Below are 15,886 nucleotides of genomic sequence, written 5' to 3'. Positions count from 1 at the left end.
TCGGGCGGGGCGGGGTCAGGGGGTGGCCTGCTGGGACCGGACCTCGACGGCCACGCCGGTGAGCTCGTAGATCCGCAGGCCGGGCTTCCACAGGTCGGCGTCGGCGACCACCAGGAGCCGGCCGTCCTCGCGGCGCACCTCGCGGATGTGCACGTCGAAGCGGAGTTCCTCGTCGTGGCGGAGGATCTGGCCGCGGTACTTCCAGCCGAGTTCGATGTCGGTGGCGAGGGCGAAGTGCGGCCGCTCGATGCCCTCGGCGATGCCCTCCTCCAGTACGTACAGCCGCAGGGCCTGCAGGACGGCCTCGACGCCGAGCGATCCGGGCATCACGGGGTCGCGGTGGAAGTGGCAGTCGAAGTACCACTCGTCGGGGCGCACCGCGCGGTGGCCGTGCACGTAGCCGCGGCCGTACCGGCCGCCGTCGCGGACCAGGTCGACCCGGTCGACGAGGTGGAAGTGGCCGCCGGGCAGGTGCAGCCGGCCGCCTGCCGGGTCGGTGAACGCGGGTGCGTCGTCGGGGAGTTCGATCCGGTGGACGCGTTCGGCGGCGGGCTTCTCCTGCTCGATCCAGGGGGCGGCGTACTGTCCGGCGTCCAGACCGGCCTGGTTGGCGAGCGCGGCGTCGCTGAAGTACCCGAAGAGGGACTCGCCGGTGTAGAACACCTCGCCGTCGGCGGAGAGTTCGTAGCTGAAGTTCTGCAGCACGGCGCCCTGGACGGCGCTGGTCATCAGCAGCTTGGAGCGGTGCCGGACGGTCTTCCCGCGCAGGTCGAGGTCCTTGACCAGGGTGGCCCGCCCGTCCAGGTTGCGGATGGCGTACTCGGTGTCCGGCCGTTTGAGGGTGGCGCCGAGGTAGTAGCCGAGCAGGATGGCGGCCTGCAGCGAGGTCTCCATGTAGACGCAGTTCGGCATGTGGGGGTGCGCGTTCTGCGTGTAGTACCAGGCGTCGGCCGGGGAGTCGTACTCGGTGACCATCTCGGAGCCGGGGCCGAGGTCGCCGCGGACGCCCTTGAGCTGCATGATCCGGTCGACGAACTGGAAGTCCCCGTTGGGGATGTAGGGCGCGCGACCGTTCCGGTAGACGTCGAACTCGGGGCCCATGGCGGTGCCGAGGTCGCCCTTGGCGGCGTGTGCCAGGTGCAGCTCGTTGATCATCGCGGGTTCGCCGGAGCGGTTGCGGCGGCCGAGGAAGACGGGGACGCCACCGGTCTCCGGGCGGTACGGGGTGCCCTCCTTCTCCCGGATCTGGATGCCGAAGTTGCGCATCCGGATGACCGGCTTGTCGCCCAGGTACACCAGGATGTCGGCGATCACCGAGGGCCGTGGGAGCAGGGTCAGCTCCATGACCTCGATCTCGTAGCGGATCTCCCGGTGCTCGGGGGTGATCTGGCCGCGGACCTGCACCTCGGTCTGCAGACCGATGATGGTCTGGAAGCGGGCGTCCGGCAGGACGAGGTGCATGCCCTGGTGCAGCAGGTAGGCCTGCAGGGCCTGGACGGCGCCCTCGGCGACCATCGAGCCGGCCAGCACCGGGTCGTCGGGGAAGTGGCACTCGAAGTACCAGGCGTCGGGCTGCAGTCGCTTGGTCGCGGTGAGGGCGCCGAGGCCGCGCGGGCCGCCGGTGCGGTCGATCCGCAGGTCGTCGATCATCCGCAGCCGGGCGTCGGGGAGGCGCAGGGCGGGGTTGAGGCCCTCGTCCTGGGCGTGTTCGGGGCCGAAGACCTCGCCGGGCCGGCCCTGGGCGAGCAGTTCGAGGTCGGCGGCGGTGAGGTGGTTCCGCTCCGTCCCGGCGAGCGGCTTGAACCAGGTCCTGGTGAGGGCGGCGCGGGCGGCCTTCTCCTTGGCGGTGACGACCACGCCGAGCGGGGTGTCGAGTTCGGCCTTGCTGAAGAACCCGGCGGAGGCGTCCTTGAGTTCGAGGATGAGCTCGCCGTCGGCGTAGCAGAGGTAGCTGAAGAAGAAGAGCGTGGTGTCGCCCTGGGTGACGAACCGGTTGATCGAGATGTCGTAGCGCAGGGTCTGCCCGGCCCGCGGCAGGTCGCCGTGGAAGACCAGGGTGGAGTCGAGCAGCCGGTAGACCCGCTCGCCCTTGTTGCGGAAGTCGATGCCGAGGTAGCTGATCAGCAGCAGGTCGCACTGGCCGGCCTCGATGGCGACCGCCGGCGGCACACCGTCGTCGACGGTGTACCAGGCGTCCTTCGGCACGTCGTACTCGGTGCGGATGAAGGACGGCTTGTACACGCCGGTCTCGGCGCGCAGCTCGGTGACCCGGGTGACGAAGTGGTACGGCGGTGCGGGCAGCCGGACGCGCTTGGCGTAGCCGTCGATCTCGGCGAAGGAGGGTCCGAAGACGTCGGCGATCCGGCCGGTGGCGAATGCCAGCAGATCGGCCTCGTCCCAGATCACGCCGGGCTCCTTCGCCGGGGCCACCGCGGCGGGTTGCAGTGCGGTCGGCTCCAGGACGGGTGCCGTCGGCTCGGGCGCCGGCGGGAGTTCGAGCCGGGGCGCGACCTCGATGGCCTGCGGCTCGGGCGCCGGCAGCGCCGCGGTGTCCGCGGGCGGGGCGGCGAGCAGTGCCTCGGTGCGGGCCAGGGTGCTGTCCTGCAGGACGCGCTGGGTCTCCATCACCACCGAGTGGGTTGCCATGAGCTGTTCGCGCAGTTCGCGGACCAGGTCCTGGGCGCCGTACTGGCCCGCCCCGGCGGCCGGGGCCGCGGTGCTCCGCGGACGGCCGGGCACGGCGGGCGCAGCAGGTTCGGCGGGCAGAGTGGCCGGTGCGTCGGCGGTCGGGGTGTCGGCGGTCGGCTCGCTCCACGGCAGGAAGGAGATCGGCTCGCCGTCGAAGGCGATGACCTCGGGGTCGGCGAGGGTCGGATCGGCGGGCATCTGCTCCTCCGGGGAGAAGGGGAACGGTCCGGACGGGCCGGCCGGCAGCGGGCGGTGGGGGTCGCCGCCGCCCGCTGCCGGGCCGGGGCGGACGGCGGGAACGGCGGCACGGGCGGTCGCGGCGCCGGCGGCCGCGACCGCGGCCAGGACGGGCTCCGGTGCGGTCTCCGCCGCGTGGCCGGGTGCGCGGTCGGCCGCGGGTGCGGCGAGCAGTTCGGCGGCCGCGGCGGCGACCCGGGCGGGGACGGACGCGCCGCCGCCGACCGGGAAGAGCACCCGCCGCCGGGCGGGGACGGCCGGGGCGGGCCCGAGAAGTCCGGCGAGGTCCAGCGGTACGCCGTGCGCGACGAGCCGGGCGGCCAGTTGGGCGACGGTGCGGGCGGTCGGCACGCCGCGCCGGTCCACCGACACCGCGACGTGCGGGGTGTCGCCGAGCGTGTCGCGCACCCAGCGGGTGCAGGTGGCGCCCGGGCCGACCTCGACGAAGTAGCGGAAGCCCCGGTCGTACGCCGCCCGGACCAGGCGCGGGAAGTCGATGGTGGAGCGCAGTGTCCGGGCGATCCGGCGGGCGGTCTCGGCCCGGTCGAGGTCGGGGACGGGCCCGTAGTCGTAGGCGCTGAGCAGTTCCAGGCCGCCGGCGGAGCCCATCGGGTGGTCGTTGAGTTCGGCGAGGCCGTCGATCTCGGGGTCGACGACCGGGCAGTGCATCACGCCGTTGACCGGGGACCGGGCGGCCGGGCAGCCCAACTCCTCGATCAGCGCCCGGCACTGGGCCGGATCGCCGGCGATCACCAGCTCTCCGGGGGTGTTGACGTGGGTGAGGTAGACCCGGTCGTAGCGGGTGAGGGCGGCCCGGACGCGTTCGGCGTCGGCGAGCAGCACGTGCCCGGCCCAGACCTCGGCGTCCGGGACGGAGTCGGCGAGGCCCCACTGCTCGCGGACGGCGGTGCGCCGCCCGTTCAGCCGGTGCCGGAAGATCGGCGTGGCGCCGATCCGGTCGTCGCGGCGGGCGCCGCGCTGCCAGCCGCCGGTGGCGAACAGCATGCTGGACTCGCCGAGGCTGTAGCCGAAGGCGCCGTCCGCGCGGACGCCCAGCAGGTCCCGCACCAGGTCGGTGTAGAGGATGGCGAAGGTGGTGCCGGTGGCCAGCATGAACGGCAGATCGTCGCCCAACTCGGCTTCCAGTGCCATCAGTTCGCGGCGGCCGGGGGTGGTCTGGGTGCGCGGGTGCAGCCGGGCGGCGCGGAAGGTCTCGTCCGGCCGCTCCACCTCGGACTCGAAGCGCTCCAGCAGGCCGGGGAAGGCCCGGAAGAGGTCCCGGCCCAGCCCCGGGTAGGTGTTGACGGCGCCGGGGTAGACCAGCGCCACCTTGCCGTCCGGGCCGATCGGCCGCGGGGTGAAGCAGCTGCCGGCCGGGGTCGCCCACTCCTCGCCGCGCTGCCACGCGCCGGGCAGGTCCCGGGCGGCCAGGGCGAGTTGCCGCCCCAGCTCGTCGGTGTCCCGGCCGACCAGCACGACCCGCGGGGTGCCGGCGGGCAGGACGTCGGCGGCGGCCCGGGCGAGCGCGTACGGGTCGGCGCCGTCGGCGAGCAGGCCGCGGTGGCGCTCGACGGCGGCCAGCATCCCGGCCGGGTCGTCCGCGCCGAGGGCGAGCAGGACGGGGCCGCCGGCCCGCTGCCAGGCCCGTTCCTCGACGGCGCCGCTGGTCGCCGCGGCGGAGACCACCAGGTGGCCGTGGGCACCGCCCTCGGCGATGAAGGAGACCGCGGCGTGCCGCCGGCCGGTCCGCTCGGTGCGCAGCCAGGGTCGGGAGGTGTCGGCGAGGTGGCAGCCGGTGGCGGCGAGCCGGTCGGCGAGTTCGGCGGCGGGCCGCTGCCAGCCCGGGACGCCGGGCAGGTAGCCGTGGTGGACGGCGAGGACGGCCCGCAGCAGGCCGGCCATCGCGGCGGCGCCCTGGGCGTCGCCGATCTGGGCGCGGGCGCTGCCGAGCGCGGGGCCCGGGCTCCCGGCCGGGTGGACGGCGGCGAGGGCGGCGAGTTCTGCCCCGTCCTCGGCGGCGGTGCCGGCCGCGTGCGCCTCCAGGTAGCCGATGTCGGCGGCGGTGATCCCGGCGGCCCGGTGCGCCAGGGCCGCGGCCTCGGTGAGCGCGCCGGCGTCGGCGTCGGGCAGCCGGCCGTCGACGGGTTCGGCGTGCCGGACGGCGACGGCGTCGAGCCGGGCGTAGGCGGGGCGGCGGCCCTCGCCGGGGCGGGTGAGGACGACCGCGCCCGCGCCCTCGCCGATCCGCCAGCCGCCGGTGCCCTCGCCGAAGGCGAGGCCGGGGCCGGTGGCGGGGGCGCCGTGGGCGGCGGTGCGCCGGACGAGGTTCTCGGGCGAGCCTGCCAGGTCGACGGCGCCGACCAGCACGGCCTCCACGGTCTCGTCGAGCAGCAGCAGCCTGGCCGTCTCCAGGGCCTGTGCGGTGCCGGCACCCTCGGCGGAGACGGTGAAGGACGGGCCGGTGAGGTTCCACAGCGAGGAGATCCTGCTGGCCATGATGTTGCCGATGTAGCTGAGCACCTCGTTGGCGACGATCGGCTCGTGCACGCCGTCGCGGGCGATCGCGGTGAGCTTCTCGCGCTGCTCCGGCGTCAGGTCGGTGCCGGCGAGCAGTTCGCGCAGCTGGGCGCCGATCCGGTGGCGGGCCAGGTGCAGGTGGGCGGAGGGCTCGATCTCCATGGCGACGACGACCGCGATCCGGCGGGCCTCGGGCGCGGAGGCGCCGGGGGCGGGGGCCCGGCTGTAGCCGGCGTCGGTGAGCGCCTCGTCGGCGACCTTGGACATCAGGGCGTGCTGCAGGTTGTAGTTGCGCAGGTCGGCGGGCGGGATGCGGTGGTCGACCGGGTCCAGGCCGACGGTGTCCACGAAGGCGCCGACCGGCGGGGTGCCGGGTTCGACACCGGCCGCGGCGAGGTCGCCCCCGGTGCTCTCCTCCAGGCCGCGCCAGCGCCGTTCGGGCAGCGGGCGGAAGGAGTCCAGTCCGTCGTGGACGGCCCGCTCGAAGGCGGCCGCCGAGTCGAAGGCGCCGAAGTGGGCGCCGAGGCCCACGATCTCGGGCGCGGGCAGGGCGGTGGCCGGCCGGTCGGCGGCCTGGGCCGGGACGGCGTCGGAGAGCACCACATGGGCGTTGGTGCCGCCGAAGCCGAAGGCGGAGACGGCGGCGTGGCGGGCGCCCGCGGCGGCGGGCCACGCCCGTCCGGTGCGCACCAGGGCAGCGGCGGCCGTGCCGTCCGGCCCGGGGACGGGCTCGGTGACGCCGATGGTGGGCGGCAGCTGGCCGTGCTCCATGGCGAGCACGACCTTGAGCAGGCTGCTCAGGCCCGCGACCGTCAGCAGGTGCCCGATGTTGCCCTTCACCGAGCCCAGCAGCGGCAGTTCGCCGCGGGCGCCGAAGAAGCCGGCGACCGAGGCGGCCTCGGTGGTGTCGCCGATCGGGGTGCCGGTGGCGTGGCACTCCAGGTAGTCGACCTCGGCGGGCGAGACGCCGGCCGCCCGGTACGCCAGCTCGTAGGCGCGGTGCTGGCCGGCCTCGTCGGGCACCAGCAGGTGGCGGCCGCCGCCGTCGTTGGTCAGGCCGATGCCGTCGATGACGGCGTGGATGCGGTCGCCGTCGCGCAGCGCGTCGGCCAGCCGCCGGACGGCGACCATGCCGGCGCCCTGGCCGGTGAGGATGCCCGCCGAGCGGGCGTCGAAGGGCTGGCTGAAGCCGTCCTCGGGGTAGGCGTGCAGGTCGGAGAAGCAGAGGTGGATCAGGGTCGGGTCGGGGGCGCAGACACCGCCGGCGAGCACCAGGTCGGCCTGGCCGGTGGCGAGGTGGTCGCAGGCCAGCTTCAGCGCGTACAGCGCGGAGGAGCAGGCGGCGTCCAGCGCGTACCGGGGGCCGCCGAGCCCGAGGGCGGCGCCGACGATCCGCGCGGGGGCGCCGCTGACCCGGGCGTCGGCCGGGTCGCGGAGCGGGGCGGCGGCGGACGGCGGCAGGTCGAGGCCGGCCCGGCGCAGCCCGGTGCGGACGGCCTGGTCGACAAGCGGCAGGCTGAGTTCGGCCGAACCGGGCGTCGGGAACGAGTAGTTGCCGAGCACCAGGCCGGTCCGGGCGAGCAGCTCGGGCCGGTCCAGGTGGCCGCCGGTGCGCAGCGCCTCGCGGGCGGTGTGCAGCGACCAGTGGAAGACCCGGTCCAGGCCGGCCAGGCGCTCGGCGGCGATCCGGTAGCCGGTCGGGTCGAAGGCGAAGTCGCGGACGAAGCCGCCGCGGGTGCAGGTGATGCGGTGCTGCGGGTCGAGGTCGCGGGGGTCGGCGGGCGGTCCGAAGACCTCCGGCCCGCCCTCGCCCCGGCTGTCCGTCCCGGTGACGAGGTTCTGCCAGAACCGGTCCGGGGTGTCGGCGCCGGGGAACAGGCAGGACAGGCCGACGATGGCGTAGGTGCTCATGGAAGCGGTGGTCCCTCCGGTCCGTGCGGCGGTCCGGCCGGCCGTCTGGGGCGCGGCCGGCCGGACCTGCCGGGTCGGGTGCGTCAGCTACGGGCGAACTTCGCGGCCAGCTGCGGGGTCGACACGAGGCTGACGCCGCTCAGCCGGGCGAGGACCCGCCCGCCGTGGCCGACGGCGGTGACCGTCAGGCTCGCCGAGGTGCCGTTCACCGAGGCCGGTTCGACCACCGCGAGGAAGGTCTCGCCGTCGGCCGGCGCCCGGTGCAGTTCGGCGCGGGCGACCGAGAGCGGCAGGCTCGCGGTGGCGCGGAACAGCCGCATCCAGACCAGGCCCGCCTGCAGCAGCAGGTCGGTGGTGCCGGGCCGGTACAGCTGTCCGGCGAACGCCCCGCCGGCGGCGGGCGGTTCGGGCAGCGCGCACTCCAGGACCAGCCGGGACTCGTCCTCGGCCAGCACCCGGCGGACGCCCTGCAGGGCGGCGCCGTGGAAGAGCGTGCCGTCGGTGTAGAGGCCGCCGGCGTCGCGTCCGCCGCCCGCGGCCGGCAGCCCGGCCAGGGTCGGGTGGTTGAGCTCGGTGGCCGGGTCGTTGCCGAGCACCACGGTCGCCGCGTAGTGCGGCCGGACGGTGCCGTCCGCCGCGACCGAGCGGATCACCACCTCGGTGCTGGCCCGGTCGCCCGCCGGGGTGGCCGCCAGCTGCAGCCGCTCCGGCAGCGTCTCGTCGAAGAGGACACCCTTGTGCACCGCGAAGTCCCGCACCTGGCGGACGGTTCCGCCGCTGAGCCGCTCCACCGCGCCGACCGCCCAGCCGAGCGCCAGCGCCGCGGGCAGCACCGGCACCCCGCCGATGACGTGGTCGGCGACGATCGGCTCCGCGGCGAGCGCGGCCGCCGGGCGCTCCAGCACCAGCGCGGCGCTCGGCGCGGCGCTCTCCCGCACCGACAGCGGGGTGGTCGGGCCGAGCACCGTGACAGTGTCCTCGGCCCGCCCGGCCGCGAACTGGCCGGTGAACAGGGCCGTTCCGGTCTCCACCGGGATCAGCGTGATGCCGCGTTCCTGGAAGACCGCCTTGATCTGCGGGGAGACCATGCCACTGTCCCAGGCGCCCCAGTTGAGCGAGCTGACCCTGGCGGCGGGGTGCCGCCGCCGGAAGGAGCTCGCCCAGGCGTTCAGCACCTCGTTGGCCATCGCGTAGTCGGACTGCCCCTGGTTGCCGAAGAACCCGGCCACCGAGGAGAAGAGCACCACGTGCCGCAGCCGGTCGGCCGGCAGCGCCTCCACCACGGCGCGCAGCCCGCCGAGCTTCGGCGCGAAGACCCGCTCGACCTCGGAGGCCCGCTTGTTGGCGATCAGCTGGTCGGCCAGCACGCCGGCCCCGTGGACCAGGCCGGTCACCCGGCCCGCGTACGGCGCGAGGGCGGCGGCGGTCGCCGCGGCGTCGGTGATGTCCACGGCCAGGTACTCGGCCTCGGACCCGGCGGCCCTCAGCTCGGCGAGGGTCTCGCGGACCTCCCGCTCGCCGACCACCGCCCGGTACAGCTGCTCCACCCGCTTCGGGGTGGGCTTCTCCCCCTCGGCCTTGAGGTGGGCGACGGCGGCCGCCTTCAGCTCGGCGGTGCCGGTCACCCCGGCGGCCCAGGCCGGCTCCTCGCCGAGCGCCGTCCGGCCGAGCAGCAGCAGGCCGGGACGGTGGACGCGGGCCAGGTCGACGATGCAGCGGGCGGTGATGCCGCGTCCGCCGCCGGTGACCACCAGCAGGTCCTCGGGGCCGACCTCGGCCGCGGACGCGGAGCCCGGCTCGGCGGCGAGGCCGGTGGGCCGCTCGCCGAGGGTCAGGGCGACCCTCCGGCGGCCGTCCAGGCCCACCTGGACGGGCTCGGCGGAGGCGTCGGCGAGCTCGGCGAGCAGCAGCTCGGCCGCCGTACGGTCGGCGACGCCAGGTGCCAGGTCGACGGCCCGGCAGAACAGTTCGGGCGCCTCGACGGCCAGCGTCTTCACCAGGCCGCCGTAGCCGCCGGCGGGGACGATGTCCTCGGTGACCCCGGTGAGGCCGAAGGCCCCGTCCAGCCGGGTCACCGTGACGAAGCCGGCCCGGCCTGCGGAGGCGGCCCGGGTCAGCGGCTCCACCAGGTGCTTGGCGACCAGCAGCGCGTGCGAGAGGCGCCGGACGCCGTCCGCCCACTCGGTGTCCCGGCGGGTGTCGAAGAGCACGGCCAGCGCGGCCGACCGGTCCAGCAACTGCTCCGCGCGCTCGGCGAGTTCGGTCGGACCCCAGCCGGAGAGCGCGTGGTCCTCGACCCCGTCGATCCGGCGGGTGACGGACGGCAGCCGCAGGACCCGGACGGGCCGGCCCTGCGCCAGCAGCCGCTCGGCGACCGGCGGCACCAGCGCTCCGCCGTCGTCGACCAGCAGCACCGCGGAACCCTGCGGGTAGGCGTCCACCAGGACGTCCGGGGAGGGCAGTTCGACGAGCGCGGCCTGCGCCCGGCCTATCGCTCCGGCGGGCACCGCCGGCTCCGGTCGGGCGGCGGTGGCGGCCGGCTCCTCCGCCGGGGCCGGAGCCGCGGCAGCCTCCGCGGTGCCGCCGACCGCGCCGGTCATGAAGTCGACGATCTGGCCCAGTGTCCGCAGCTCACCCAACTGCTCCGGCCCGACCGCGACATCGCTCGGGAAGCGCTCGGAGAGGACACCCAGGATCTCGACCCGCTTGATCGAGTCGATCCCCAGATCCGCCTCCACATCCATACCCAGTTCCAGCATCTCCGCCGGGTAACCGGTCTTCTGCGCCACCACCTCCAGCAGCGCCGCAGCCACCTCCCCCGCGCTCACGGCGGCCACCGGCGCGGCAGGAGCGCCGACCGCGCCGGTCATGAAGTCGACGATCTGGCCCAGTGTCCGCAGCTCACCGAGCTGCTCGGGCCCTACCGCGACATCGCTCGGGAAGCGCTCGGAGAGGACACCCAGGATCTCGACCCGCTTGATCGAGTCGATCCCCAGATCCGCCTCCACATCCATACCCAGTTCCAGCATCTCCGCCGGGTAACCGGTCTTCTGCGCCACCACCTCCAGCAGCGCCGCAGCCACCTCCCCCGCACCGAACGACGACCCGGACGACGGCGCTGCACCAGGAGCGACGGCAGGAGCGGCGGCCACACCCGCCATGAACTCCACGATCTGCCCCAGCGTCCGCAGCTCACCGAGCTGCTCGGGCCCGACCGCGACATCACTCGGGAACCGCTCGGAGAGGACACCCAGGATCTCGACCCGCTTGATCGAGTCGATCCCCAGATCCGCCTCCACATCCATACCCAACTCGAGCATCTCCGCCGGGTAACCGGTCTTCTGCGCCACCACCTCCAGCAGCGCAGCAGCCACCTCCCCCCCGCTCACGGCGGCCACCGGCGCGGCAGGAGCCGCCGGTGCCGGGGCGGGGGCCGGCGGCAGGGCCGGGACGGCGGGGGCGGCGGCGGCCGGGAGTTCGGCCGGTGCGGGCAGCGGCTGCGCCTGCACCGGGACGAACTCGGCGACCGGGGCGACCGGCGGCAGCGCCGGGGCGGCGGCCGGGGCCGGGGCGAGTGCCTGGGGCCGGTCGGGTGTGCCGGGGGCGGCGAGTTCCAGGGCGGCGAGGTCGCGGAGGATCTCGTTGGCCCGCAGGTGGGTGCGGCCGATGGCCAGGCCGTGCTCCTTGACGGCGGTGACGCCGGCCAGCACGTCGTCGACCCTGCCCTGTCCGGCCGCGTTCTCCAGCAGCCCGGCGAGGCGCTGGGCGCTCTGCAGCTGGCCGTTGAGGTAGTCGTCGTGGAGCGCGAGGTGGTCGGCGATCAGCTCGGGCAGTCGGTCGGACGCCGCGGCGGCGGCGAGGTCGTGGTCCACGGGTTCGTTCTCCTGAACGACGGTCCTCGCTTGGAGCGGGACGGGTGCGGGCGCCGGGGCGGCCGGCGGCGGTACGGGGGCGGGCGGTGCCTCGGCCGCCGGTGCCGGGACGGCGGGCTCCGCCACCGACACGGCAGGAGCGGGTGCCGGCGCGGTCGGCGGTGTGATCCGGTAGCCGTTCTCCAGCGCGTCGCGGTAGGCGGCCTTGCGGGCGTCGGAGACGTGGTTGATGCCGTTCAGCGGCACCGTCATGCCCTTGCCTGCGACGGTCTCCGGCGGGGCCGCGACGTAGCGGTCGGAGGTCTCCAGCGGGAGCCCGAGGACGGCGAGTTGGGCGACGGCCCGCTTGAGGGCGAGGTCGGCGTCGGTGCCGGGTCCGCCGTCCAGCCGGACGGTGTGGTGCGGGCGGTCGCCGAGGATGCGGGAGACCAGCTGGGTGAGCACGCCCTTGGGGCCGAACTCGACGAAGGTGCGGAAGCCGGCCGCGTACATCTCCTCGACCCGGTCGGCGAAGTGCACCGGGTTGAGGAGCTGTTCGGCGAGCAGCGTCGCGTTGCCCGCGAGGTCGTCGCCGTACCGGCCGCCGGGGGTGTTGGCGTAGACGGGCCGCAGCGGCGGGCGGACCTCCACCCGGTCGACGGCGGCGCGGAAGGCCTCGACGGCGTGGCCGACGAACGGGGTGTGGAAGGCGGCGGAGACGGGCAGCCGGGAGATCCGCAGCCCGGTCCCGCCGGCCGCGGCGACCAGGCGCTCGACGGCCGCGGTCGGCCCGCCGACGACGATCTGGTCGGCCGCGTTGCGGTTGCACACGACCAGCTCGGGGTGGTCGGCGAGCAGGGCGGCGACCTTGTCCTCAGGTGCGCTGACGGCGGCCATCGCACCGGCGTCGAAGTCCGGGTCGGCGGGCGGGGCCATGGCGGCGCCGCGGGCCCGGGCGAGCGCGAAGTAGGCGTCGTCGGTGAGGGATCCGGCCGCCCAGAGCGCGGTCAGCTCGCCGAAGCTGTGGCCGAGGTGCCCGTCGGCGGTGAAGCCGAGTTCGCCCAGGTAGCGGTACTGGCCGGCGGCGAGTGCGCCGATCGCGGGCTGGGCGTACTCGGTGCGGCGCAGCGCCTCCTCCTGGGCGGTGCGGGCCGCGGCGGAGAAGGCGGGCGGCGGGAAGGCGACCCGGGAGAGCAGTTCGGCGCCGTCGAACTCGCGGTTGGCGCGGTCGAAGGCGGCGCGCAGCGGCGGCAGGGCGAGGACGGCGCGGTGGCCGGGGTTGACGTACTGGCTGCCCTGGCCGGCGAAGAGGGCTCCGACCTTGCCGGGGTCGGCGGCCCGGCTGCGGTACCAGAGGCCGCGGGGGTGGGCCCATGCGGCGGCGTCCGGCTTGGCGCGGAGTTCGGCGGCGGCGAGGGCGCGCAGGTCGGCGAGTTCGGCGGCGTCACGGGTGGCGAGGGCGAGTCGGGCGTGGTCGGCGGGGGCGGGGCCCTGGGCGGCGGGGGCGCCGTCGGCGAGCCGGGCGGCGAGGGCTGCCGGGTCGGCGGCGTGCCAGAGGTGGACCTCGGCGACCGGGAACATCACCTTGAGGTCGTCGCCGTCGCCGTGTTCCTGGAGCACGAAGTGGAAGTTGGTGCCGCCGAAGCCGAAGGAGGAGATGGCGGCGCGGCGGTCGGTGCGCCGCGGGTCCTTGATCCAGGGCCGGCTCTCGGTGTTGACGTAGAACGGGCCGGCGGCGAAGTCGATGGCCGGGTTGGGTTCGTCGACGTTGATGGTGGGCGGCAGCACCTTGTGGTGCAGGGCCAGCGCCAGCTTGATCATTCCGGCCGCGCCGGCGGCGGCCTTGGTGTGGCCGATCTGGGACTTCACGCTGCCGACGGCGGCGTACTGCCGTTCCTCGGTGGTGTCGGAGACGACGGCGGCGAGGGCGGAGAGCTCGGTGGCGTCGCCGACGGCGGTGCCGGTGCCGTGCGCCTCGAAGAGTTCGACGCTGTCGGGGGTGCAGCGGGCGTCCTCGTACGCGCGGTGCAGGGCGACCATCTGGCCCTCCTTGCGGGGGGCGTAGATGGACTTGAAGCGGCCGTCGCTGGAGGAGCCGATGCCGCGGATGACCGCGTAGATCTCGTTGCCGTCGCGTTCGGCGTCGGCGAGCCGGCGCAGCGCGAACATGCCGATGCCCTCGCCGATGAGGGTGCCGTCGGCGTCCTTGTCGAAGGGGCGGATCCGGCCGGCCTTGGAGAAGGCGGGGGTCTTGCTGAAGCAGAGGTACATGAAGATCGTGTTCTCGGCGTCGCAGCCGCCTGCGATCATCGTGTCGGCGCGGTGCTCCAGCAGTTCGCTGACGGCGGCCTTGGTGGCGGCGAGCGAGCTGGCACAGGCGGCGTCGATGGTCATGTTGGTGCCGCCGAGGTCGAGCCGGTTGGCGATCCGGCCGGCGACGACGTTGCCGAGCATGCCGGGGAAGGAGTTCTCCTCCCAGGGGGCGAAGGCGAGTTTGAACTTCTCGGCGATCTCCTCGGCGTCCCGCTCACTGAGGCCGCAGCTGCGGACGACCTCCTTGAGCACGGGGGTCTGCAGCCGGGCGGAGAGCGGCTGGGTGAGCTGGTTGGCGCCGGTGACGCCGAGGACGACGCCGGTGCGGTCGGGGCGGTACCAGGGCCGGTCGGCGCCGGCGTCGCGCAGCACGTCACGGGCGACGACGAGGCTGAGCAGCTGGAGGACGTCGGTGACCTCCAGGGTGGTGGGCGGCAGCCCGAACTCCATCGGGTTGAACGGGACGGTGGGCATGAAGCCGCCGCGTCTGGCGTACGTCTTGTCGGGCGCGGAGGGATCCGGGTCGTAGTGCTCGGCGACGTCCCAGTGGGTGCTCGGCACGTCCTCGATGCAGTCGGCGGCGGACATCACGTTGCCCCAGAACTCCCGCAGATCGCGGGACTTGGGGAAGAGCGCGGAGAGGCCGACGATGGCGACCGGCTCGTCCGCGAGCCGGCGGCCGAGTTCCGCGTCGGGCAGGGGGCTGGTGGGCTTCGAGGTGTTCACGGCAGGGCTCTCTCGGACTCGGAGGGCCGGGCGCCGGCCGGGGCGTGTGGGCGGCCGGGCCCGTACGGACGGGCCTGCGTCAGACCTTCGTTGCGGGTGCGCGCCGCACTGGGGCGGCGGGGCGGACCAGGCGCGCGATCACGGCGGCGGCGTCCGGCCTGCTGAGCATGGTGTAGTGGTCGCCGGGGCAGCGGTGGACCTCCAGGCCGTGCGGGGCGAGCGGCCCCCAGCCGAGCGTGCGGTCCCCCGGCAGCAGGCTGCGTTCGGCGGTGACCAGGACGAGCGGCACGGTGGAGGGTCGGGCGGTGTACGGGGCGGTGAGCCGGTTGTTGCGCAACAGCCCGTCCACGTACGTGTCGTAGAGCTTGCGCAGGCCTGCCGGCGGGGTGTCGGCGGGCAGTGCGCCGCCGGCCGCGGCGGCCGCGAGGACGTGGCGCAGGCCGTCCTCGGTGCCGCCGCCGGCGAGCAGCTCCCCGTCGACGTCGACCGGGCGGCCGCGTTTGGCGCCCAGGTACATCGCGAACCAGCCGAGCAGCAGCGGGGGTTCGAGCGCGTCGTCGGGCTGCTGGTACTCGGGGGTGGGCGCGATGCTGTCCAGCAGGACGAGGCGGTCGGGCCGCCGTCCGGCCGGCATCCGCTCGACCAGGGCCTGGGCCACCACGCCGCCGAAGGACCAGCCGGCCAGGGTCCGCGGCCCGCCGTCGTCGAGGGCGGCGAGCTCCTGGCCGATGCGGTCGGCGAGTTCCTCGACGGTGGTGTCGGCGCGGCCGCCGGTGAGTGCGGCCTCCCAGTAGGCGGGAAGCCCCGACAGGTCGAGGACGGTCAGTCCGGTGCCGGGCGGCAGTGCCTCGGCGAGGGTGCGGTGGACGCCGGCCGCGAGTGCGCCCGGGTGGACGAGGAGGACCGTGCCGCGTCCGCCGGCCTCGGCCAGCCGGTGGACGACGGCCGGGCCGGCGTCACGCCGAGGCCGCATGGCTCTCCCCGGCTCGTGCGGCGGACTCCTCCGCGATGTACTCGGCCAGGTCCTTGATGCTCGGGTGGTACCAGAGCGTGGTGGTCCCGAGCTCGAAGCCGAGCCAGCTCTCCATCTCCCCGGCGAGGATGAGCGCCTCGGTCGAGTCGAGGTCGAGCTCGTCGAAGTACTGCTCCGGCGGAACTTCGTCCGTCGGCACTCCGAGCCGGTGGGCGATCTTCTCGATCAGCCACTGCTGGGCCTCAACGGCGGTCACGACAGGCACGGTCGGTCCTTCCCCAAGGTACGGTGATTTCGTCCGGTCGGAACATTTCCGAGAACCACCCGCAGGTAAATCGGCGGCAAAGCCGAGACTGCGGGAAGGCAGCCGGAATCACGCGCTCGCAGCGCACGGTAGACACGGGATTCGGGCTCTTCACACGATGGCGCGACCGGCCGCAACCGGCTGACAGCAGGCCACTGGCCTGCGACAACTCCGGTACGGCGGACGATCGTTCAGTGGGTGAGCGGTGACGTCGGGCGCAACGGCAGTTTTGCCGCGTCCCGGGTCAGGACCGTACGCGAGTGGCATTCGAGCGTGCAACCAACTCCGCGTAAATCAACGCGCCTGCAACGCCGAAGAAATGTACTGACCGGACGGAATATCCTTCCGAAACTCGACCGGAAAAAT

4 protein-coding genes are annotated in these 15,886 nt (G+C 74.9%); all 4 read right to left on the bottom strand.

The genetic code is table 11. The annotated features are described in order from the left end of the window. Positions 1 to 15: 15 nt before the first annotated feature. Positions 16 to 7,353: a beta-ketoacyl synthase N-terminal-like domain-containing protein gene (locus AB0P35_RS20380; protein ID WP_363512386.1), complete on the bottom strand. Its 7,338-nt coding sequence runs from the start codon at positions 7,351 to 7,353 to the stop codon at positions 16 to 18. 83 nt (positions 7,354 to 7,436) lie between these two features. Beyond that, the gene (locus AB0P35_RS20375) at positions 7,437 to 14,243 is read right to left on the bottom strand and encodes an SDR family NAD(P)-dependent oxidoreductase (RefSeq protein WP_363512385.1); all 6,807 of its coding nucleotides are present in this window, start codon (positions 14,241 to 14,243) and stop codon (positions 7,437 to 7,439) included. 79 nt (positions 14,244 to 14,322) lie between these two features. Next, the gene (locus tag AB0P35_RS20370; RefSeq protein WP_363512384.1) at positions 14,323 to 15,216 is read right to left on the bottom strand and encodes an alpha/beta fold hydrolase; all 894 of its coding nucleotides are present in this window, start codon (positions 15,214 to 15,216) and stop codon (positions 14,323 to 14,325) included. Further along, positions 15,200 to 15,472: an acyl carrier protein gene (locus tag AB0P35_RS20365; RefSeq protein WP_363512382.1), complete on the bottom strand. Its 273-nt coding sequence runs from the start codon at positions 15,470 to 15,472 to the stop codon at positions 15,200 to 15,202. Before AB0P35_RS20365 ends, AB0P35_RS20370 begins: the two co-directional genes overlap by 17 nt. Positions 15,473 to 15,886: the final 414 nt, after the last annotated feature.

This window comes from Kitasatospora sp. NPDC085879, assembly GCF_040686255.1.
Taxonomy (GTDB): domain Bacteria; phylum Actinomycetota; class Actinomycetes; order Streptomycetales; family Streptomycetaceae; genus Kitasatospora.
This window is presented reverse-complemented; position numbering and strand designations above follow the sequence as displayed.